This window comes from Hydrogenophilus hirschii (assembly GCF_054656675.1).
Genome location: NZ_BAAHXQ010000001.1, coordinates 820,001 through 839,770, shown reverse-complemented (window position 1 = coordinate 839,770; position 19,770 = coordinate 820,001). Strand labels below are relative to the sequence as shown.

At 59.5% G+C, this 19,770-nt stretch carries 18 protein-coding genes and 2 rRNA genes (1 of these 20 running past the window's edge); 6 read left to right on the top strand and 14 right to left on the bottom strand.

Features of this window, described 5'->3' with window-relative positions:
- Positions 1 to 27 precede the first annotated feature (27 nt).
- Positions 28 to 792: an RNA methyltransferase gene (locus ACYQ4Z_RS04155; RefSeq protein WP_219973253.1), complete on the bottom strand. Its 765-nt coding sequence runs from the start codon at positions 790 to 792 to the stop codon at positions 28 to 30.
- A 67-nt stretch (positions 793 to 859) separates the two neighbouring features.
- Between ACYQ4Z_RS04155 and ACYQ4Z_RS04150 the strand changes: the two genes are divergently transcribed.
- Together ACYQ4Z_RS04150 and mutS are read left to right on the top strand one after the other, a co-directional pair.
- Positions 860 to 1,663, top strand: a complete 804-nt coding sequence (locus tag ACYQ4Z_RS04150; RefSeq protein WP_219973255.1) for an inositol monophosphatase family protein — start codon at positions 860 to 862, stop codon at positions 1,661 to 1,663.
- A gap of 229 nt (positions 1,664 to 1,892) precedes the next feature.
- Positions 1,893 to 4,544: a DNA mismatch repair protein MutS gene (gene mutS, locus ACYQ4Z_RS04145; protein ID WP_459860132.1), complete on the top strand. Its 2,652-nt coding sequence runs from the start codon at positions 1,893 to 1,895 to the stop codon at positions 4,542 to 4,544.
- A 2-nt stretch (positions 4,545 to 4,546) separates the two neighbouring features.
- Here mutS and dnaQ read toward each other — a convergent pair whose 3' ends face one another.
- The 3 genes from dnaQ to ACYQ4Z_RS04130 are packed head-to-tail and all read right to left on the bottom strand — an operon-like array spanning position 4,547 to position 6,450.
- Positions 4,547 to 5,281 carry a DNA polymerase III subunit epsilon gene (dnaQ, locus tag ACYQ4Z_RS04140; protein ID WP_459860131.1) on the bottom strand — a complete coding sequence of 245 codons (735 nt, stop codon included), beginning with the start codon at positions 5,279 to 5,281 and terminating at the stop codon, positions 4,547 to 4,549.
- Positions 5,282 to 5,285: 4 nt separating this feature from the next.
- On the bottom strand, positions 5,286 to 5,744 hold the full coding sequence (gene rnhA, locus ACYQ4Z_RS04135; protein ID WP_219973258.1) for a ribonuclease HI: 459 nt from the start codon (positions 5,742 to 5,744) through the stop codon (positions 5,286 to 5,288).
- Positions 5,737 to 6,450 carry a class I SAM-dependent methyltransferase gene (locus ACYQ4Z_RS04130; RefSeq protein ID WP_438438926.1) on the bottom strand — a complete coding sequence of 238 codons (714 nt, stop codon included), beginning with the start codon at positions 6,448 to 6,450 and terminating at the stop codon, positions 5,737 to 5,739. Before ACYQ4Z_RS04130 ends, rnhA begins: the two co-directional genes overlap by 8 nt.
- On the opposite strand from ACYQ4Z_RS04130, the gene gloB reads away from it, so the two are divergent.
- Positions 6,449 to 7,225 carry a hydroxyacylglutathione hydrolase gene (gloB, locus tag ACYQ4Z_RS04125; protein WP_459860130.1) on the top strand — a complete coding sequence of 259 codons (777 nt, stop codon included), beginning with the start codon at positions 6,449 to 6,451 and terminating at the stop codon, positions 7,223 to 7,225. The two genes, ACYQ4Z_RS04130 and gloB, sit on opposite strands and share 2 nt — an antisense overlap.
- On the opposite strand, the gene ACYQ4Z_RS04120 is transcribed toward gloB, so the two are convergent.
- Both ACYQ4Z_RS04120 and ACYQ4Z_RS04115 read right to left on the bottom strand, forming a co-directional pair.
- Positions 7,199 to 8,188 (bottom strand): diguanylate cyclase domain-containing protein, encoded by a 990-nt coding sequence (locus ACYQ4Z_RS04120; protein WP_219973261.1) that lies wholly within the window; start codon positions 8,186 to 8,188, stop codon positions 7,199 to 7,201. The two genes, gloB and ACYQ4Z_RS04120, sit on opposite strands and share 27 nt — an antisense overlap.
- A gap of 24 nt (positions 8,189 to 8,212) precedes the next feature.
- Positions 8,213 to 8,677, bottom strand: coding sequence for an FKBP-type peptidyl-prolyl cis-trans isomerase (locus ACYQ4Z_RS04115; RefSeq protein ID WP_219973262.1), 465 nt, complete (start codon positions 8,675 to 8,677; stop codon positions 8,213 to 8,215).
- A 55-nt stretch (positions 8,678 to 8,732) separates the two neighbouring features.
- On the opposite strand from ACYQ4Z_RS04115, the gene lexA reads away from it, so the two are divergent.
- Positions 8,733 to 9,419, top strand: a complete 687-nt coding sequence (lexA, locus tag ACYQ4Z_RS04110; RefSeq protein ID WP_459860129.1) for a transcriptional repressor LexA — start codon at positions 8,733 to 8,735, stop codon at positions 9,417 to 9,419.
- On the opposite strand, the gene ACYQ4Z_RS04105 is transcribed toward lexA, so the two are convergent.
- The 5 genes from ACYQ4Z_RS04105 to ACYQ4Z_RS04085 form a co-directional block, all read right to left on the bottom strand.
- Positions 9,365 to 9,826, bottom strand: coding sequence for a hypothetical protein (locus ACYQ4Z_RS04105; protein ID WP_459860128.1), 462 nt, complete (start codon positions 9,824 to 9,826; stop codon positions 9,365 to 9,367). The two genes, lexA and ACYQ4Z_RS04105, sit on opposite strands and share 55 nt — an antisense overlap.
- A gap of 152 nt (positions 9,827 to 9,978) precedes the next feature.
- A complete protein-coding gene (locus ACYQ4Z_RS04100) occupies positions 9,979 to 11,244 on the bottom strand; it encodes an IS256 family transposase (protein WP_287683922.1) in 1,266 nt (421 codons plus the stop codon).
- Between the two features lie 70 nt (positions 11,245 to 11,314).
- A complete protein-coding gene (locus ACYQ4Z_RS04095) occupies positions 11,315 to 12,631 on the bottom strand; it encodes a M61 family metallopeptidase (RefSeq protein WP_459860127.1) in 1,317 nt (438 codons plus the stop codon).
- Entirely contained in the window at positions 12,628 to 13,887 is a 1,260-nt protein-coding gene (locus ACYQ4Z_RS04090) for a sensor domain-containing diguanylate cyclase (protein ID WP_459860125.1), read from the bottom strand. Before ACYQ4Z_RS04090 ends, ACYQ4Z_RS04095 begins: the two co-directional genes overlap by 4 nt.
- 6 nt (positions 13,888 to 13,893) lie before the next feature.
- Positions 13,894 to 14,250 carry a hypothetical protein gene (locus tag ACYQ4Z_RS04085; protein WP_145981791.1) on the bottom strand — a complete coding sequence of 119 codons (357 nt, stop codon included), beginning with the start codon at positions 14,248 to 14,250 and terminating at the stop codon, positions 13,894 to 13,896.
- Between the two features lie 101 nt (positions 14,251 to 14,351).
- Between ACYQ4Z_RS04085 and ACYQ4Z_RS04080 the strand changes: the two genes are divergently transcribed.
- Positions 14,352 to 15,266: an HDOD domain-containing protein gene (locus ACYQ4Z_RS04080; RefSeq protein WP_459860124.1), complete on the top strand. Its 915-nt coding sequence runs from the start codon at positions 14,352 to 14,354 to the stop codon at positions 15,264 to 15,266.
- On the top strand, positions 15,263 to 16,111 hold the full coding sequence (nadC, locus tag ACYQ4Z_RS04075; protein ID WP_459860123.1) for a carboxylating nicotinate-nucleotide diphosphorylase: 849 nt from the start codon (positions 15,263 to 15,265) through the stop codon (positions 16,109 to 16,111). The genes ACYQ4Z_RS04080 and nadC overlap by 4 nt, the downstream gene beginning before the upstream one ends.
- Here the strand turns inward: nadC and thrC are convergent.
- The 3 genes from thrC to ACYQ4Z_RS04060 form a co-directional block, all read right to left on the bottom strand.
- Entirely contained in the window at positions 16,108 to 17,553 is a 1,446-nt protein-coding gene (gene thrC, locus ACYQ4Z_RS04070; protein ID WP_438438917.1) for a threonine synthase, read from the bottom strand. The genes nadC and thrC overlap by 4 nt on opposite strands.
- Positions 17,554 to 17,692: 139 nt before the next feature.
- Positions 17,693 to 17,807 (bottom strand): 5S ribosomal RNA (gene rrf, locus ACYQ4Z_RS04065).
- Positions 17,808 to 17,905: 98 nt separating this feature from the next.
- A 23S ribosomal RNA gene (locus ACYQ4Z_RS04060) occupies positions 17,906 to 19,770 on the bottom strand (it continues 1,009 nt past the right edge of the window).

Below are 19,770 nucleotides of genomic sequence, written 5' to 3'. Positions count from 1 at the left end.
CACTCAAATGTTGACCAAAACAGTCAATTATACCGTCTGATTTTCGTTCAGCCTGCGCGCACACGCTTTCAAAAAACCACGCAGGATGTTGGCTTCGGCGCGCTCCAGGCGCGAACGCTGCAACCAGCGCCGCAGCCGCGCTTCGAGTCTTTTGGGTGTTTTCGGATCATAAAAATCGATCGCGGCGGCAACTTCCAAAAAATGGGCAACAACCCCCTCGATTTCGGCCAGGGTGCACGGTACCGTATCGGGATCGGGCACTACGGCAACCGGGAGTGAACGCGCGCCGTCAGCATCCGATAGCCTTTGCGCCAGCACATAGGCGGCAATTTGCACCGCCGCTGCGAGATTGAGCGAGGAATATTCGGGATTTGCCGGAATCGCCACCGGTACGGAACAGCGCCAGACTTCGTCGTTGCGCAGTCCATGGGCTTCGTTGCCGAAAACCAGTGCGACGCGCACCGCTGGGTTGTCCTCCAAGAGGGCGCGCACCTCTTGGGAGAGTGTCTCTGGCGTCCGAAAATCGACCACGTATTCGCGCGAACGCGCCGTGAATGCCGCCGCAAACACCGTATCGGCAAGCGCTGCGTCCAACGTATCGACTACCCGTGCCTGAGCCAAAAGGTCAGTTGCGCCACTTGCCCGCGCAATGGCCGTGGGATCGCACGGATCCGCGAGCGGCGCCACCAAAACCAATCGGGAGAAACCCATCGTTTTGAGCGCACGCGCCGCGGCGCCGATATTGCCAGGGTGTTGGGGTCGAACCAGAACGAAATCGACGCGATCGCGCACCTGCTAAAATCCCCTTTTGTTTCTGCACCGTGATTGTCTCACGCTTTTCGAGAAGGACGCCACACTCATGATCGTTCACCCGACGCTCAACATCGCGATCAAAGCCGCGCGCCGCGCGGCACAAATCATCAACCGTGCCGCTTTGCAACTGGAGCGGTTGACCATCGAACGCAAAGCACAGAACGACTTCGTCACCGAGATCGATCGCGCTGCCGAAACCGCGATCATCGAAACGATCCGCGAAGTTTTCCCGGACGACCGCATCTTGGCGGAGGAGTCGGGCGCTTCCGGAGCGGAATCGAAAGGCAACGAATGGATCATCGATCCGCTGGACGGGACTACCAATTTCATCCACGGCTTGCCGCAGTTCGCGATCTCGATCGCGGTGCGTCGCCATGGCGTGCTCGAACACGCGGTCGTGTTCGATCCGAGCCGCAACGAACTCTTCTGCGCCTCGCGCGGGAGCGGCGCTTACCTCAACGAACGGCGCATCCGGGTCAGCCGGCTTGACCGCTTGAGCGACGCGCTGATCGGCACCGGTTTCCCGTTTCGACAAGGACAGGATCTCGACACCTATTTGGCCATCTTTAAAGCTTTGATGCGCAAAACTGCAGGATTGCGCCGACCGGGCGCAGCGTCGCTCGATCTTTGCTACGTGGCGTGCGGCCGTTACGACGGTTTCTTCGAATCCGGGCTCAGCCCGTGGGACATCGCGGCTGGAGCGCTGATCGTTCAGGAGGCCGGAGGTTTTGTGACCGATTGGCAAGGCACCGAACATTTTCTGGAAACTGGGGCGGTTGTTGCCGGCAACCCCAAGGTTTTCGCAGCGCTTGTTGCGGAGATCCAGAAACAACTTGCCCACCGCTCCTGAGGAAGGTTTCGCTGTCCACAAAAACTGTGGATAATTTTGTGGAACATTTGCCGAAAACGCGAACAAAAGGCGAAAGCAAGCGGCAACGAACAGATCGCATCAATTTTGACCACATTATGAAATATATAAAAATCAATAACTTAGAAAAAGTCGCATGGGATCAGGCCGCTAGTTCGCATGGCGGGCACCGCACAAGCACCCAAGTTGCCAACTGGGGATTTTTTCACCCATGAACACCGCGCCAAAGCGTCCTGACGCCCCATTGGCAGCACACACGCCGATGATGCGGCAGTACCTCGAACTCAAGGCGCAGCATCCGGATGCGCTGTTGCTCTTTCGTATGGGGGACTTTTACGAGCTCTTCTACGAGGACGCCGCAACTGCAGCCCGTGTGCTCGATCTCACTTTGACGACGCGAGGCCAGTCGGCTGGGGAACCGATCCCGATGGCCGGCATCCCCTACCATGCGCTCGAAAACTACCTGGCGCGGCTGGTTCGCGCCGGTTACGTCGTCGCAATCGCCGAACAGTTCGGCGACCCAAACGCCAAAGGGCCGATGACCCGTGCAGTCACTCGGATCGTCACTGCAGGAACCTTAACCGAGGCCGGTTTGCTCGACGAACGGCGCGACGCCCCGGTCGTCGCGCTCGCGCCAGGAAAAGGACGCAACCGATCCCGTTGGGGGATTGCCGTGCTCACCCTCTCTTCCGGTCGGTTCGCCGCGTTCGAATGTTTGGAAGCGACCCTGGAATCGCACCTCGAACGCCTGCAACCCGCCGAATTGTTGTTCCCCGACGATTGCACACTACCCGTCACCCCGGCGACTGCCGTTCGCCCCCTTCCCCCGTGGCGATTCCACGTCACGCGCGCGTTCGCTACTTTGACGGAACATTTTGGCGTTGCCGACCTTGCTGCGTTTGGTTTCTCACCCGAAGAAACGCCGCTTGCGATCACCGCGGCGGGGGTGGCGCTCGCTTTTGTCGCGGAAACCCAGAAAACAGCGTTGCTGCACATCACGACCTTGGCGCGGGAAACCACGGAGCAGTACCTCGCGCTCGACCCCACCACGCGCCGCAATTTGGAATTGACCGAAACGTTGCGGGGGGAAGCGTCCCCCACCCTGCTGTCGACGTTGGATTTCACCCAAACCGCGATGGGGAGCCGTTGGCTGCGGCACGCGCTGCACCACCCACTACGAAACCGCTCTGAGATCTTACGGCGACAGACACTGATCGCGTTTTGGCGTAACGACGCACCACTGCGGCAAAGGGCGAACGAATGCCTGCGGCGGATTGCCGACCTGGAGCGGATAGCCACCCGCATCGCGCTGGGATCCGTTCGGCCGAAAGAACTCGCCGCGGTGCGGGACGCAGCTGAGCCAGTCGCGCACCTCGTTGCGCTTCTCCCCACTGCGGAAGCCGACCCGATCTTTGCGCGCACCCTCGAAGCGCTGCCACTACCCAACGAACTCGTCGCGAAACTGAATGCCGCGCTCGTTGCCGACCCGCCGCTCCTTGCGCGCGATGGCGGCATCTTTGCACCGGGGTACGACGCAGAACTCGACGAACTGCGCGCGTTGCGTGCCGACAGTGGAGCCTTTCTGCTGGCGTTGGAAGCCCAGGAACGGGAACGCACCGGTATTCCCAACCTGAAAGTGGAATTCAACCAAGTCCATGGCTACTACATCGAGGTCAGCAAAAGCCACCTCGACAAAGTCCCGGCATCGTACCGGCGGCGACAGACGCTCAAAAACGCCGAACGCTTCATCACCCCGGAGTTGAAAGCGTTCGAAGAACGCGCACTCGCCGCCCAAGAACAGGCGCTCGCACGCGAACGCTCACTCTACGCGGCTTTGATCGACTGGCTCAAACCGTTCGTGCCCGCGCTGCAAAAAGCCGCTGCGGCACTCGCCGAGCTCGACGCGCTGCTTTCGCTTGCCCACGCTGCGGAAACCTTCGATTGGCATCCGCCGACCTTCGTCGACACACCCACGCTCTCGTTTCAAGCCCTACGCCATCCGGTGGTGGAACGGCAAGTCGACCGCTTCATCCCCAACGACCTCCAGCTGGACGGTGAGGCGCGGCGTTTGCTCCTCATCACCGGCCCCAATATGGGGGGAAAATCGACCTATATGCGAGCCGTGGCGCTCGCAACGCTCCTTGCGCACGTCGGCAGTTTCGTCCCGGCGAAAGCGGCGACGATCGGTCCCATCGACGCGATCTACACCCGCATCGGCGCCTCGGACGACCTCGCTTCCGGACGCTCCACCTTCATGGTCGAAATGAGTGAAGCGGCGTACATCTTGCGCCATGCCGGACCCCATAGCTTGGTTTTGATGGACGAAGTGGGGCGTGGCACGTCGACGTTCGACGGTATGGCGCTCGCGCACGCAATCGCTTGGCACCTGCACGAAAAGAACCGTTCCCTCACGCTCTTTTCCACCCACTACTTCGAACTGACGGAGTTGGCCGAAACCCTCTCGGCATGTGCCAACGTCCATGTCGCCGCTGCCGAATATGGCGGGCGGATCGTGTTTTTGCACGAAGTGCGCGAAGGTCCTACCAGCCAAAGCTACGGACTGCACGTAGCGGCACTGGCCGGTCTTCCTCGTGAGGCCCTTACCACAGCGCGACGCGTGCTCGCAGCGTTGGAGCGGCAACGTCACCATGCGCCACCGGGGCAACTTTCCCTCTTTGACGCGAGCGACGCGATCGTACCGGAACCCAACTCCGCCTCTGCACCGCAGCAGCCCCCGGAATGGCCAGAGTGGCTCGTACCGTTGGCCGAAAAAGACCCGAAAACGCTTCCGCTTGCCGAAGCCGTGGACCTACTCGAGCGTCTGCACGAGCTCCTATCCCATACCCAACAGCCCCATTTCTGACGTTAGGAAGCGGGGACGACGGGTGTCAATTGGGCACGCCACACGGTTTGACCGTTACTGGCTTTGTCGATCTCATCGAGGATCGCTTCATGCGCTGCCAATTCGTCCGGAGCAACGGTCACTTTGGCAAGAACCAAAGTGGCGGGTCGTTGCCACTGCGTCGCAATGCTGGGCGCCCCCTGTGCATCACCGATCGCGTCGATCAGCAGCGACTCTTGGCCCCGTGTCATCGCCAGATAGACTTCGGCCAAGAGCTCTGCGTCCAAGAGCGCGCCGTGTAGCGTCCGGTGCTGATTGTCGATTCCGTAGCGTTCGCACAACGCGTCGAGTGACGCACGCTTCGTCGGGTCGTTCGTCTTCGCCAGCTTGAGGGTATCGACGATCTCGGCGGCAACCGTCTCGACCGTGATCTCCAACCCCACACGCCGCAGTTCGGCGTTGAGGAAACCCAAATCGAACGATGCGTTGTGAATCACCACCACCGCATCGCGCAAAAAGTCGAGTAAAGCGGGCGCAACTTCCGCAAACTTCGGTTTGTCCGCGAGGAACTCGGCGGTAATCCCATGGACCGCAATCGCACCGGCGTCGATCTCCCGCTCCGGATTGAGGAATTCGTGGAAATGGCGCCCCGTGAGCTGGCGACCAACGATCTCGACCGCGCCGATCTCGATCACCCGGTCACCGCGCTTCCAATCGAGCCCGGTCGTTTCCGTGTCCAACGTCACGATCCGCTGCATAGCCTCACCCTCTATCGTCCTTGCTTTTTTGCATTGCCGCGATCGCTTGGCGCGCCAACCGATCCGCCAACTCGTTTCCCTCGTTGCCGTCGTGCCCCTTCACCCAGCACCAGGTAATCGGCAGTTGCGTAGCCAAGTGATCGAGCCGCTCCCAAAGATCGCGATTGGCCACGACATTTCCCGAAGCAGTACACCACTGCCGCGCTTTCCAGCGCGGTAACCATTCGGTGACCCCTTTCTGCACGTACTGGCTATCGGTATAGAGCGTCACCGGAACGGGGCGTTTGAGCGCTTCGAGCGCGGCGATCACCGCCTGCAACTCCATTCGGTTGTTGGTGGTATGCGCCTCGCTCCCTGAGAGTTGCCGCTCGACCCCGCGCCAACGCAACACTGCACCCCACCCACCCGGCCCCGGGTTACCGGAGCAGGCACCATCGGTATAGATGATCACGGAATCATCCATCACGTGCTCCCGTCTGGTTGACGGTCGAAACGGGGCGCCGAGCCGCCAGGCGTGTCGCGCGTAGCTGCAGCTTTTGCCGCCAATTGGGTTCGATCAGACGCACACCGGCCACCCGCTTGATCGCTTCGACGAGATAGACCGAACCCAGCGCAGGAAACCAGCGATCCCCGGCCCATTCCCAGCGCTGCGCCCAACGCGCGTGCCGCGCCCGTGGGAGATAGACACCGAAGCGCCCCAACCGCGTTTCGAAACCCAACACCCGCAGGTGGTCGCGCAAGCGGTGCACCGAAACCGTCGGCAACCGCGGCAACCACCCACTCAAGCGCCACGGGGACCAGGGATTGAACGCTACCCAATAGAGCCGCCCTTCGGGAACCAACACGCGATCGATCTCACGCAAAACCGCGAAAGGATCGTGCGCCACCGACCAGACGAACGGTGCCAGGACACAATCGAGCGAATCGCTGGCAAACGGCAGTTGTTCGTACTCGGCGCATACCGCCGCCCCCGCTGGTGCGACACACCACCCCCAACGCACGCGGCACAACGCCAGCGCGTCGAACGGCAACGGCCCCAGCTGAATCGCGTAAAATCCCACTGCATCGGTCAAAAACGTAGGCAACTGAGCCTGGAGCCATTCACAGACCCGTACGCCAGGCGGCGACGCAAACCACTGCGCCAATTGCGCTTGAGGAGATTCATCCATGGCACACGATCTGCAACTGGTCCCCATTCCGGCATTTACCGACAACTATGTCTGGATTGTACATGACGGTCGAAGCGCACTCGCGGTCGCCCCGGGCGACGCGCAACCGGTACGCCGCTGGTTGGCGGAACGAAACGTGACGCTGAAAGCGATATTGATCACCCACCACCACGCCGACCACACTGGCGGCGCAGTCGAATTGGCCAAGGAGACGGGAGCGACGATTTTCGGCCCGGCAAACGAACCTTTACCACGCTGCGACATGCCGCTACACGGTGACGAAGTCATCGATTCGCCGGGCGATTTGCCGATCGCATTCACCGTGATCGCGGTGCCTGGGCACACCCGCGGGCACATCGCCTATTATGGCAACGGATGGCTCTTTTGCGGCGACACCCTCTTTTCCGCGGGGTGCGGTCGCCTCTTCGAAGGCACGGCCGAGCAACTTTTCGCGTCGCTCGAACGCCTCAAAGCCCTGCCGGATGACACCGCAGTCTGTAGCGCCCACGAATATACCTTGAAAAACTTGGCTTTTGCCGAATGCGTCGAACCCGACAACGATGCGATTCGCGACTATCGCGCGTGGTGCGAATCGCGGCGCGCAGCAAACAAACCGACGCTCCCTTCGACGATCGGACGGGAAAAAGCGGTCAATCCGTTCTTCCGAGTCGAGCGCAAAACGATTGGCGAGCGGTTGTCCGAACACTTCGGCACGATAGCGACGACGCCGCTTGAACGCTTTCGGCTCCTACGCGCCTGGCGCGACCACTTCTGACCCGGTAAGCATTGCGGCGGGTAACACCACGGCGCGGTTGCGTCCCGCTGCCTTGGCACGGTAGAGTGCGCGATCGGCAAGGTCGAGCAGCAACGCAGGTGAATCGACTCTAGCGGTTTTCCCGGGCAACGCGCTCGCGCCGCCGACCGATACCGTGATCGACCGCCCAATCGGGGAATCGGGGTGCGGAATACGAAGCGCGGCCACCGCAGCCCGCATCCGCTCGGCTACGATTTTGCCCCCTTCGTCGTCGACCTCGGGTAACACCGCTGCGAACTCCTCCCCGCCATACCGTGCCAAAAGGTCCCCAGGACGCTGCAACGCACCCGAGAGCGCCTGTGCGACCCGTTTCAACGCATCGTCGCCGCCCAAATGACCCCGTGAATCGTTGTACCGTTTGAAGTAATCGATATCGAAAAGCAGCAATGTCAGCGGTTTTTCGAGCCGCGCGCAGCGTCGCCACTCCTCGGAAAGCCGCGCGTCGAACGCGCGCCGGTTCGCCACCCCGGTGAGCCCATCGACATGAACCATTTCTTGCAAACGGCGATTCGCCTCGTCGAGCCGCTGCGTCAAAAGCAGCAGGCTTTTTTGCGCTTGCGCCAAGCGCTGCATCGCACGTAATTTCGCGGTGAGCACAACCGGAGAGATCGGTTTCGTCAGGTAGTCGTCGCCGCCTGCAGAGAGCCCCGCTTCGATCGCAGCGTCGTCGTTTTTCGCCGACAGATAGATCACCGGGGTCCACTCCCCGTCGCGCTCCTGCGCGCGAATCCGGCGCACCACCTCGATCCCGTCGATTCCCGGCAACAGGATATCGAGGAGCACGATATCGGGGCGCTCGCGGACGAACGCATCCACCCCGTCTTCCCCGTTTTTGGCAACGATCGCGTCAAAACCGAGCGCCTCGAGATGACGGACCAGCACCGCTGCGGTCGTTGCCGTATCCTCCACCACCAGAACCTTCATCTCCTCCCCCTCTGGCGGGCGTCCTTAGCCTTCGTGCGGATGGCCGTGCGCGCGCTCTTCTGCAGTGGCGGGGCGCACCGCCGCAATCTCGACTTCGAAGACCAGCGCCTGCCCGGCAAGGGGATGGTTACCGTCGATCACCACCTTGCCTTCGGCGATATCGGTAATCCGATAGATCACATCTTCTTCACCCGCTTCGGTGACCCGCTCGAATGCCATCCCCACTTCGATGTTTTCTGGGAAAAGCGAAGCATCTTCCACCAAGACCAGGTTTTCGTCGTAATCGCCGAACGCCTCTTCGGGTTGCAATTTCACGGTGAATTTCTCGCCAACGGCTTTGTCGTGGATCAACTCCTCAAGCCGGGGAAAGATGCCGTCATAACCACCGTGCAAATAGACCAACGGCTCCTTTCCGTCGTCGATCACATTCCCGTCGGTATCGAGCACCCGATATTTGAGGGTGACCACCGTATCTTTCGTTACCCGCATCGCTTTTCTCCCAAACCATTCGAACGATTGTATCAGCTCTGCTACAATTACCAACATGAGCCGAGCGTTTCTCACTCCGCGGCAAGAGGCGATCCTACGCTTCCTCACCCGCTTTCACAGCGAACACGGTCGACCGCCCACACGGCAGGAACTGTGTGCAGCATTCGGCTTTCGCTCGCCCAACGCGGCGCAGTGCCATTTGCAAGCCCTCGCTGAAAAAGGGTTGATTGCAATCGACCGTGGTCGCGCCCGCGGGATTCGTCTTCTGGTTGCCGCAGACGCGGTGCTGAACTCCGAACGCGGGGGTACTGCTTCACCCGCAGCGTGCGAAGCAGCGAACACCCACGGTGAAACCGGGTTGCCCGTAATCGGCAAGGTCGCTGCGGGCGCCCCGATCCTCGCGACACCCCATATCGAAGCGTACCACCCCATCGCACCTACCGCGTTTCGTCCCCGCGCCGACTACCTGTTGCGCGTGGTCGGTGACAGTATGATCCATGCGGGGATCCTCCCCGGCGACCTCGTCGCCGTCCGGCAAACCCCGGAAGCGCCGTCAGGGGCGATCGTCGTCGCGCGTATCGACGACGAGGTTACCGTCAAACGTCTGGTTCGCCGCGCTCCCGAAACGATCGAACTGCACCCAGAAAATCCCGATTACGCCCCGATCCGCATCGACCCGACGCGCCATCAATTCGCGCTTGAAGGGGTCGTGGTCGGCGTCATTCGGCCGTCGCTTTCCTGAGTTCCCGTTTCAAGCGCGTCGTTCCTTTCTAGTGTCGTACACAACCAGGCACAGCGGCGCGCGGCAACCGAGTGGGTAATACGGCGCTTCATCGTCAACCGAACCGCCTTGACCGCAGGTTCGTCCAATGTGACGCGGCATTCGCGCAACACACCTTCTCGGAAAAAATGGAATAGCACCGAATCCCTTGGGCGGTAACGACGCAACTGCGTCTCCCAGTTACTGGGGGTTACCCGGATCCGCTCCAGCGCGATCACCTCATCGCGCGGCGCCAAACCAGCCCGTTCGCCAGCACCCCCCGCTAGGACCTGCGCGACCAGCAGACGCCCCGCGTTGCGCTCGCGCTCGTCCCAGCGCACCCCCAGGTCCGGCAGCGTATCGCGTTCGATCTCGACGTCAAGCCCCATGCGATGGATAAGCTCCGTGAGGGGCTCGGACTGTGCGGTTGCAACCTGCTGCGCAAGCCAGCGCGCTAACCGCGGACCGCCATGGTGCGCTACCGCAGCAAAGATCTCACGTTCGGAAACGGAGCTATAGTCAAATCTGGTGTATGACCTGATCAGGCGGCGTTCCTGCTTTCGTCGGTTTCGCGTTTGTCATTGACTTCCACTCCGTCCCTGAACTTTACTCCTTCGACAACCTTGGCAAGGTAGTTGAACCCTCGTATCCGCCGCCAGCGTTTCTGTGCGCTCATTCCCAGTTTGTACAACGTTGCCAGCAGGGTGTTTCGGCTCACGCAGCCTTTGGCCTGGTCACTCCGGTGGCGAATCGTGGCAAAGGCCGACTCAATGGGATTGGTCGTGCGAATATGCACCCAGTGTTCGGCCGGAAAGTCGTAGAAGGCCAGAAGGGCCTCCCGGTCCTTTTCCAGGCAGGTCACCGCCTTCGCGTATTTGGCTTGGTATGTCGCAACGAAATGGTCGAAGGCCTTGTGGGCTGATGCCCGGTCTTCGGCCATCCAGATCTCCTGCAAGGCTTTCTTGACCTTGGGCTGAACGGCTTTGGGCAGGTAGTTCAGTACGTTGGCCGTCTTGTGCACCCAGCAGCGCTGGTGACGGGTTTCGGGATACACTTCCTCGAGCGCCGCCCAGAAGCCCAAGGCGCCGTCGCCTACTGCCAGTTTCGGCGGCACATCAAGGCCGCGCTGCTTCAGCCCCAGCAGCACCTCCCGCCAGCTCTGGGTCGATTCCCGAATGCCATCCTCGATGGTCAGAAAATGTTTCTCGCCCCATTCGTTGACGCCGATGATCACCAGGGCGCACAGCTTCTGGCCCTCGGCCCTCAGGCCGCTGTAGATGGCGTCTGCCCACCAATAAACCCAGCGCACCCCTCTCATGTCCCGCTGGCACCATTCGGTATATTCCGCTTCCCACTCCCGTTTCAGGCGGCCAATCACCGAAGCAGACAGCCCTTTTGCCTCGGGGCCGACGAGCACCTCCAGGGCCTCTTTCATCTGGCCGGTCGAGATGCCCTTCAGGTAGAGCCACGGCAGAGCGGCCTCCACCCGACGGGCTTTGCGCACATACGGCGGCACCAGTGAGGAGCGAAATACCACCGATTCCTTCCCACGGCTGCGCACCTTCGGCACCTTCACCGTTACCGGTCCTACGCCGGTCAGAATTTCCCGCTCCGGCAGATAACCATTGCGAACCACCGCACGGCGCCCCTGTTCGTCTGTCTGCCCCTCATACTTTGCCAGCATCTCGGCCAGCTCCGCCTCGATCGCTTGCTGAATCAGTCGCCTGGCGCCATTGCGCAGCAACTCCGTCAACGAGTCCTCGATACCCCCTGGCATCAACAAAGAAACGATGTTATCTTTACTCATGGTGGCGTGCTCCTTTGCTGTTCATCAGTTCGGTAAAACCGATTTCAGCAGAGTACGCCGCCCTTTTCAATCACTCCGTACACCAGTTTCGAGCATAGCTCTCGGAAACGCCCTGCTCATTCAGACCGTATCGGTGCCACAACTCAAGCAGCACCGCGTCGAGCGAACTCCCGCGAAGGCGCAATTGCCAATCGAGCGCACAAGCTACGATCGCACCCAACGTATAGTAATTCGCAAAAAGGCTTGCGCTGTGCGCATGGGGGCGATAGAGCTTGATCCAAGCGTCGAACGACGCCTCAGCAAGCGGCTGTACCTGGTTACCCGGATTGTTTAGCACACGCGTCAGATCGTCCGACAACAGACGCAGGTAAGCCGTTTCGTCGATGACACCGGCACGGCGCAAAAAGAGGTTGTCGTAATAGGCGGTCCATCCCTCGAAAAGCCAGAGCAAGTGCGTCGGCTGTTCGCGGAAATAGTCATACGTCTGGTAGGTGCGCGGCCGCAACCGCTTCACCACCCATGCATGGAAATACTCATGGCTGAACAACCCAAGGAGCTTGAGGTAATCCGAATGCGGTTCCGTCATGCCCGGCCAGGGCAAATCAGTGCGCGCGGCCAGCAAAACCGAACTGGAGCGGTGTTCCAGTCCACCGTAGCCGTCGTCGGTGAGGTGGAGGTGGAAAAGGTAACGCGAAAAAGGGACGGTACCGAAAAAATCGGCCTGCGCTTGACAAATTCGCTTCAGATCGGCAAGGAGTCGAGCTGCGTCGAAGCGCAACGACGCGCCGGTGCAGACCACTTCATGCGCGACGCCCGCTACCGTGAAGCCGATTCGGTGCATAGGCCCGATAGTCACCGGCGTATCGACCAATTCGTGGTAATTTCGCGCTGTGTACGTACCGAAACCCCGCGCATCGACCGCCTCTGGTTGCAAGGTTGTCGCCACCGTCCATTCGGGGTGCGAAGCGACCGCTGTGAGTGTGAGGCGGCACGGTTCGTCCAAAGCCCACTCAGGAACGACGAAAAGACTGGTACCGTTGAGCAACGCACGGTCACCGCTCAAAAACGCCTCACGCACCGAAAGATCGTACGCCCATACGGTATAGCGGACGGTAGCGAGATCGCCCGCAGCCAAACGGGTGATCGACCAGCGGTTTTTGGCTACCTTTTCAGCGAATCCATGGCGTACGCTACCTGTTTTCGACGTCACCGTCACAGAAAGGGCCCTCAGATGACGGGCAAACTCACGGACCAGGTAGGAGCCAGGAATCCAGACCGGCAACGACAGCGAAACCGTGCCACTGCGTGGTACAGAAAAAGTGAGCGACACATGGATCAGATGATCGTCTGGGTTGGGAAAGGAAACGTGGTAGTGGATCTTCGTCATTCGTCCGCTGCCAGCCAAATCAAACGGTTACGCCCTTCCGCTTTTGCCTGATAGAGCGCCCGATCGGCCCGGGCCAATACGTCGTCGAACGCACGATCCGACGGACCCACCTCTGTGACACCAATGCTACAGGTGTACTGAATGTGATGACCAGAAAACGTCACGCGACGCAGACGAACCTCGCGCAACAGCCGCTCGAACGCGTTTGTCGGGCGATCGTGCAGAACGACCAAGGGCATCACGACACCGAACTCCTCTCCTCCCAAACGTCCCACCTCATCCATCGTGCGAAAATTGGCCCGTAACAGATCGGCGAAATCGCGCAACACCGCATCGCCAGCGCTGTGGCCGAAGGTGTCGTTGATCCGTTTGAAATGGTCGAGATCGATCAGCGCCACCGCCGCACGCTCGTGAAAAGCGCTGCGCACGATTCGCGCAAACAGCGCCTCTGCCCGCTCCATGAACGCACGGCGGTTCGGAAGTCCTGTGAGCACGTCGGTCAAAGCCAACTGACGCAACTGCTGCTCGAGCGCAATGCGCTCCGTAATGTCATGCAGCACATAGACGGAAAAACGCTCGTGCGACAACGACGACGTAAACGGGGTCACGATGCGCTCCACCCATCTCGTCGTACCGTCTTGCGTGTGAACCGCAACCAGCGCCCCACGTTTCTCCCCTGTAGTTGCGGCACCAGTTTCGAGGAAGCGATGAATAAATTGCCCAAACAAATCTGCAGCTTGGCGTGCAAACAACTGCTCGGCAGCCGGATTCACCCAAATGATCCGATCTTCGGCATCACAAATCACCGTAGCCACTGGAGAACGAATCACCGCCTCGGAAAGAAGCTCCTTCCACGCGGCTTGCTCCATCTCATCGGTGACATTGCGACAAACGCCGATCCCGATGCGCGCGCGACCCGTTTGTTCGTCACGCTGCGTGATGCGTCCGCGGTCCTCCAACCAACACCACCCGCCGCGTTCGGTGCGAATTCGATAACGTTCGCAGTAATAGTCACTCGTCCCTTTGACGAGCGCGATCAAGCTCTTGCGCACTCGAGGCCAATCGATAGGATGGACGCGCACCCGCCACGCCGCAAAAGTCAGGGTGATGCCCTCCCCCTTTTGCGCAGGTAAACCCACCCATTGCGCCCAGCGCTCGTCGAGCATGGCGCGTTCGGTAGGAAAGTCGAGCTGCCAAAGCGCCAGATCCGCTGCAGCCAGTGCCCAAAAGGCGCGTTCGAAAGTCGGCTCCATCATAGAACACTAACTGCGAGGGGAAACCGACAATACCCCCATTGCCTCCCCTTCCTGATACAACGCCCGGGCGAACGCCTTCCAAATGGGGCCAGCGTGCAGCTCAACCCCCTCTTGGGCACTATGCGCCATGAGGTGCAACATCAACTGACTCAGCCCAACCAACTCGGCCAAAACCCGTTCCTGCAGTTTGGTGGAATAGAGACAACGGTGCAACGTTTCGCGATCCTGACAATGAAAAATCTCCCGTGCCAAGCGGTGAAGTGCCGCGCCATCCTCCCAGTTGACCCCTAACGCGATCAATTTGGCGGCAATCGCATGTTCCAACAGCGCCACATCGTTCTGCCACTCAGAAAGCACCATCATCGCCCCTTAGGTGAACCTCTGCTCAACGCATTTTACCCGGAATCCCATCCTCATCAGAATTTTTGCGATAATGGTCGCTATCCAAGTGATGGAGAACCGTGATGACGCCCCGCATCGAAGAACCGCTTGCCGACGCGGCAAGCTGGGCAGATTGGTTCCGCGGTCAAATCCCGACGTTGCCCCTTTTGCGCCAGTCGAAACGCAAGATCGACGAGGAAGCGACTCACGCCACCGAAATCAACTTACACCAATTGGCCGAGGTCGTCATCGGTGATCCCCTCCTCACCTTGCGCACGTTGGTCCAGCTCCAACAAAGCAAAAAAGGGGAAACGCGAGAACTCACATCGATCACCAGCGCGCTGATGATGCTCGGGATCCAACCCTTTTTGCACCAAATTCACGCGCTTCCTACAGTAGAATCCGCCCTTGCCGATCAACCGGTCGCGCTCAAATGGCTACTCTCCCGCGTCGCTCGAGCGCGAAAAGCCGCGCATTATGCGCACGATTGGGCCGTACTCCGCCGCGACATCAATGCCGAAGAGGTAACCGTTGCAGCGCTTCTTTATGAAATCAACGAGATTCTCCTCTGGCTCTTTGCCCCCAAATTGATGTTCTTGATGCTGTCGCTACGCAAGCGCTTTGCCGACCACCCGATCGAGGTGCTGCAACGCAAAGTGTTCAACACTACCGATCTCGAACTTCGCGACGCGGCCATCGCTCGCTTCAACCTGCCCACCATACTGAAAGAACTGATGAACCCCCAAAACGCGGAAAACCCACGCACCCGGACCGTATTGCTGGCGACGCGCCTGGCGCGGCACCTCAGCCGAAAAGGTTGGCAACACCCCAAACTGGAAGCCGATATCGAAGCGATCGAACAATTGGTGCACCTGAACCGTGAGTTGCTCTTGCGCCGCCTCGAAGCCCCTTACGAAGTCTGGCCCCGCTTTGGCGTCCCCGTTCCACCCACTTCCGAATCCAACGACAAATCGACGAAAGGAAGCGAATCGCAATGATCGACCCCGATACCCTCAAGGCCGAAATCGCGCGCAACGTGGCTGCCGCACTCACCGAAGACATCGGATCGGGCGACCTGACCGCAAAATTGATCGATCCGGAGAAAGAGGCGCGCGGGCGGTTGATCAGCCGGGAACCCGCGATCCTCTGCGGCCAAGCGTGGTTCGAAACCGCCTTTCGGCTGCTCGAACCCGAAGCGATGATCCTATGGTTCGTTCGCGAAGGGGAAAGTGTCGAACCCAACCAGCCTGTGTGCGAAATCGAATCGCGGGCCCGCACACTGCTGACCGCCGAACGGACCGCACTCAACTTTTTACAACTCCTCTCTGGCGTCGCCACGCAAGTCCACCGCTATTGCCGCGCTGTGGAAGGCACCGCGGCAAAAATCGTCGATACGCGCAAAACCATACCAGGGTTACGGCTTGCACAAAAATATGCCGTGCAGGTAGGTGGCGGCACCAACCACCGCATTGGCCTCTATGATGGCATCCTCATCAAAGAAAACCACATCATCGCAGCAGGCGGTATTCGTCAAGCGTTGGAAGCGGCTCAGAGAATCGCCCCGTCGAACGTCTTCATTCAGATCGAAGTAGAAACGCTCGCGCAACTTCATGAGGCGCTTGCCTGCGGCGCGAAAATGATTTTGCTCGACAACATGTCGCTCGAAGAGATGGCAGAAGCGGTCCGTATCACGCAAGACCGCGCGGAGCTCGAAGCGTCGGGCGGCGTCGATCTCGAACGCGTCCGTCAGATTGCCGCAACCGGTGTCCATCGCATCTCGATCGGCCGTCTGACCAAAGACATCCGCGCGATCGATTTCTCATTGCGTCACGTCGAAATTTAGTCGCGTCCCCTCAGTGCATGCGCTTCGATATAGCGCCGCACCGCCTGCGCGTCGGCAGGCAACTCGGTCACTCGCTGCGGCGCCGCTTCGATCCCTTCGAACGGCGCTGGCCGTGGCGGCGCAAAACCCACCGCCTCTTGAATCGTATCGGCAAACTTCGCCGGTTGTGCGGTTTCGAGAACGACGACGGGATAGCGGGAATCGGCCACCTGCTGCGCGACGCGAACCCCATCTGCTGTGTGCGGATCGATCAATACACGGTAGCGCTTCCAGATCGAGCGGATCGTTGCCACACGCCCTTCGTGGCTGTTGGCACCAGAGACAAATCCGAAGCGGCCGATCGTCGCCCAATACGGGGTCGTTTTAAGATCGAACGCCCCTTTTTCCGCCAATTGACGCCACAATGTTGTGAGTGCTTGGGAATCGCGCCCGACCAGATCGAAAACGAACCGTTCGAAATTGGACGCTTTCGAAATGTCCATCGACGGGCTCGAAGTGACAAAAGTCTCGTCCGATCGGCGGGGGCGATAAACGCCAGTGCGGAAAAATTCGTCCAGAACGTTGTTTTCGTTTGTCGCCAAAATGAGTTGTGCAATCGGCAACCCCATCATCCGGGCGATATGACCGGCCAGAATATTGCCAAAATTGCCGCTGGGAACGGCAAAACTCATGGGATCGCCGACGCGACCGACAGCCTGGAAGTAACCGGCAAAATAATAGACCACCTGTGCCGCAATACGTGCCCAGTTGATCGAATTGACCGCGCCCAAACGGTATTGGGACTTGAATGCCTGATCCGCACCCAGCGCCTTGACCACATCCTGCGCATCGTCGAACGCGCCGCGAATCGCAATGTTGTGGATGTTTTCATCCTGGAGGCTATACATCTGTGCCCGTTGAAACGGGCTCATCCGCCCCGCCGGCGAAAGCATGAAGACGCGGATGCGTGCACGCCCTCGCATTGCATGTTCCGCGGCGGAACCAGTATCACCGGAGGTTGCACCCAAAATATTGAGATAGGTGTCGCGTTGGGTCAGAACATATTCGAACAGCGCGCCCAACAGCTGCATCGCCATATCCTTGAACGCAAGGGTCGGGCCATTCGAAAGCTCGAGAATCCCGAAGCGCCCGGGCTCCAACCAAGTCAGCGGCGCAACACGGGCAGCACGCACCGATTCCCGCGCATAGGGATAGCGCGCTGCGTGATAGGTTTCCAAAACGAGTTTCGCCAAATCATCGGAAGGAATTTCGGGCGCAAATGCCGATAGGATGGTATAGGCCAACTCCGCATACGGCATTACAGCCATCTGCTCGAGCGCCGCAAGGGAAAATTGCGGATAGTACTCCGGAACGTAAAGGCCACCGTCGCTGGCAAGCCCTTCGAGAAGAATATCGGTAAATCGTCGTTGTGGTGCTTGACCACGTGTCGATAGGTAGTGCACGAGCCCCTCACAACAAAAAGAAAACCGCGATGAATTATACGTGAAGGCTTTCCGGCCCACGAAGCGTAAACGTCAAACGCCCATCTTTTGGGATGGGCGTTTGGTGTTTGGGTTTGACTGGTTTGGGTTGTTGGGTTGAGTCTGACGATGACCTACTTTCCCGAGGAGTGTTCCTCAGTATCATCGGCGCTGCCTTGTTTCACGGTCCTGTTCGGGATGGGAAGGCGTGGTGCCAAGGCGCTATGGTCGTCAGACTCGAAGCTGGTGTGACGCTTTGGAACGGCGTGTGGGTTTTAGGTAGGGGGTGCGTTTTGGGTGATGTGTGTGTGGGTTTATGTGGCGTTACGGCCATAGGATCAAGCCGGTCGGGCAATTAGTACGGCTCAGCTCAACGCCTTGCAGCGCTTACACATGCCGCCTATCAACGTGGTGGTCTTCCACGGCCCTGATCGGGAAGTCTCATCTTGGGGTGAGTTTCGCGCTTAGATGCTTTCAGCGCTTATCTCTTCCGCACTTAGCTACCCGGCGGTGCCACTGGCGTGACAACCGGTACACCAGAGGTGCGTCCACTCCGGTCCTCTCGTACTAGGAGCAGCTCCCCTCAAACTTCCTACGCCCACGGCAGATAGGGACCAAACTGTCTCACGACGTTTTAAACCCAGCTCACGTACCTCTTTAAATGGCGAACAGCCATACCCTTGGGACCGACTACAGCCCCAGGATGAGATGAGCCGACATCGAGGTGCCAAACACCGCCGTCGATGTGAACTCTTGGGCGGTATCAGCCTGTTATCCCCAGAGTACCTTTTATCCGTTGAGCGATGGCCCTTCCATGCGGGACCACCGGATCACTAGGACCTGCTTTCGCACCTGCTTGGCTTGTGGGCCTTGCAGTCAAGCACGCTTATGCCCTTGCACGTACAGCGCGATTTCCGACCGCGCTAAGCGTACCTTCGTGCTCCTCCGTTACCTTTTGGGAGGAGACCGCCCCAGTCAAACTGCCTGCCATGCACGGTCCCGGGTGGGGATGCACCCACCGCGGTTAGAACCTCGATGGGGCCAGGGTGGTATTTCAAGGACGGCTCCACCGAAGCTGGCGCCTCGGCTTCTTTGCCTCCCACCTATCCTACACAGGCCACATCAAAGTCCAATGCAAAGCTGCAGTAAAGGTTCATGGGGTCTTTCCGTCTAGCCGCGGGTAGATTGCATCTTCACAACCACTTCAATTTCGCTGAGTCCCAGCAGGAGACAGTGGGGCCACCGTTACGCCATTCGTGCAGGTCGGAACTTACCCGACAAGGAATTTCGCTACCTTAGGACCGTTATAGTTACGGCCGCCGTTTACCGGGGCTTCGATCAGGAGCTTGCACCCCATCACTTAACCTTCCGGCACCGGGCAGGCGTCACACCCTATACGTCCACTTCCGTGTTTGCAGAGTGCTGTGTTTTTATTAAACAGTCGCAGCCCCCGATTCTCTGCGACCCCCAAGCGCTTCAGGGGCAAGCCCTTACACGCTCAGGGGCACACCTTCTCCCGAAGTTACGGTGTCAATTTGCCGAGTTCCTTCTGCTGGGTTCTCTCAAGCGCCTTGGTGCTTTGACACCAGCCCACCTGTGTCGGTTTGCGGTACGGTCACCTTGCAACTGAAGCTTAGAGGCTTTTCCTGGAAGCTTGGGATCGCGCCTAGCGAAGAACCGAAGCTCTTCGCCCCGTCACCTCTCGTCGTTGCCGGGCGGATTTGCCTACCCAGCCTGACTACCGGCTTAGACCAGGGCGTCCAACACCTGGCGGCGCTACCCTTCTTCGTCCCCCCATCGCATTGCAAGGTGGTACGGGAATATTGACCCGTTTCCCATCGACTACGCCTTTCGGCCTCGCCTTAGGGGCCGACTAACCCGACGCCGATGAACGTTGCGTCGGAAACCTTGGGCTTTCGGCGAAGGGGCTTTTCACCCCTTTTATCGCTACTCATGTCAGCATTCGCACTTCGGATACCTCCAGCGTGCCTCTCGACACACCTTCGCAGGCTTACCGAACGCTCCCCTACCACGCACACATTGCTGTGTGCATCCGCAGCTTCGGCTCGTGGCTTGAGCCCCGTTACATCTTCCGCGCAGGACGACTCGACTAGTGAGCTATTACGCTTTCTTTAAAGGGTGGCTGCTTCTAAGCCAACCTCCTAGCTGTCTTAGCCTTCCCACTTCGTTTCCCACTTA

Bases quoted from the DNA above. Each gene is read 5' to 3' on its own strand.
- ACYQ4Z_RS04150 (WP_219973255.1), top strand. From the start codon at position 860: ATGATCGTTCACCCGACGCTCAACATCGCGATCAAAGCCGCGCGCCGC.
- mutS (WP_459860132.1), top strand. From the start codon at position 1,893: ATGAACACCGCGCCAAAGCGTCCTGACGCCCCATTGGCAGCACACACG.
- dnaQ (WP_459860131.1), bottom strand. From the start codon at position 5,281: ATGCAGCGGATCGTGACGTTGGACACGGAAACGACCGGGCTCGATTGG.
- rnhA (WP_219973258.1), bottom strand. From the start codon at position 5,744: ATGGATGATTCCGTGATCATCTATACCGATGGTGCCTGCTCCGGTAAC.
- gloB (WP_459860130.1), top strand. From the start codon at position 6,449: ATGGCACACGATCTGCAACTGGTCCCCATTCCGGCATTTACCGACAAC.
- ACYQ4Z_RS04130 (WP_438438926.1), bottom strand. From the start codon at position 6,450: ATGGATGAATCTCCTCAAGCGCAATTGGCGCAGTGGTTTGCGTCGCCG.
- ACYQ4Z_RS04120 (WP_219973261.1), bottom strand. From the start codon at position 8,188: ATGAAGGTTCTGGTGGTGGAGGATACGGCAACGACCGCAGCGGTGCTG.
- ACYQ4Z_RS04115 (WP_219973262.1), bottom strand. From the start codon at position 8,677: ATGCGGGTAACGAAAGATACGGTGGTCACCCTCAAATATCGGGTGCTC.
- lexA (WP_459860129.1), top strand. From the start codon at position 8,733: ATGAGCCGAGCGTTTCTCACTCCGCGGCAAGAGGCGATCCTACGCTTC.
- ACYQ4Z_RS04105 (WP_459860128.1), bottom strand. From the start codon at position 9,826: ATGGGGCTTGACGTCGAGATCGAACGCGATACGCTGCCGGACCTGGGG.
- ACYQ4Z_RS04100 (WP_287683922.1), bottom strand. From the start codon at position 11,244: ATGAGTAAAGATAACATCGTTTCTTTGTTGATGCCAGGGGGTATCGAG.
- ACYQ4Z_RS04095 (WP_459860127.1), bottom strand. From the start codon at position 12,631: ATGACGAAGATCCACTACCACGTTTCCTTTCCCAACCCAGACGATCAT.
- ACYQ4Z_RS04090 (WP_459860125.1), bottom strand. From the start codon at position 13,887: ATGATGGAGCCGACTTTCGAACGCGCCTTTTGGGCACTGGCTGCAGCG.
- ACYQ4Z_RS04085 (WP_145981791.1), bottom strand. From the start codon at position 14,250: ATGATGGTGCTTTCTGAGTGGCAGAACGATGTGGCGCTGTTGGAACAT.
- ACYQ4Z_RS04080 (WP_459860124.1), top strand. From the start codon at position 14,352: ATGACGCCCCGCATCGAAGAACCGCTTGCCGACGCGGCAAGCTGGGCA.
- nadC (WP_459860123.1), top strand. From the start codon at position 15,263: ATGATCGACCCCGATACCCTCAAGGCCGAAATCGCGCGCAACGTGGCT.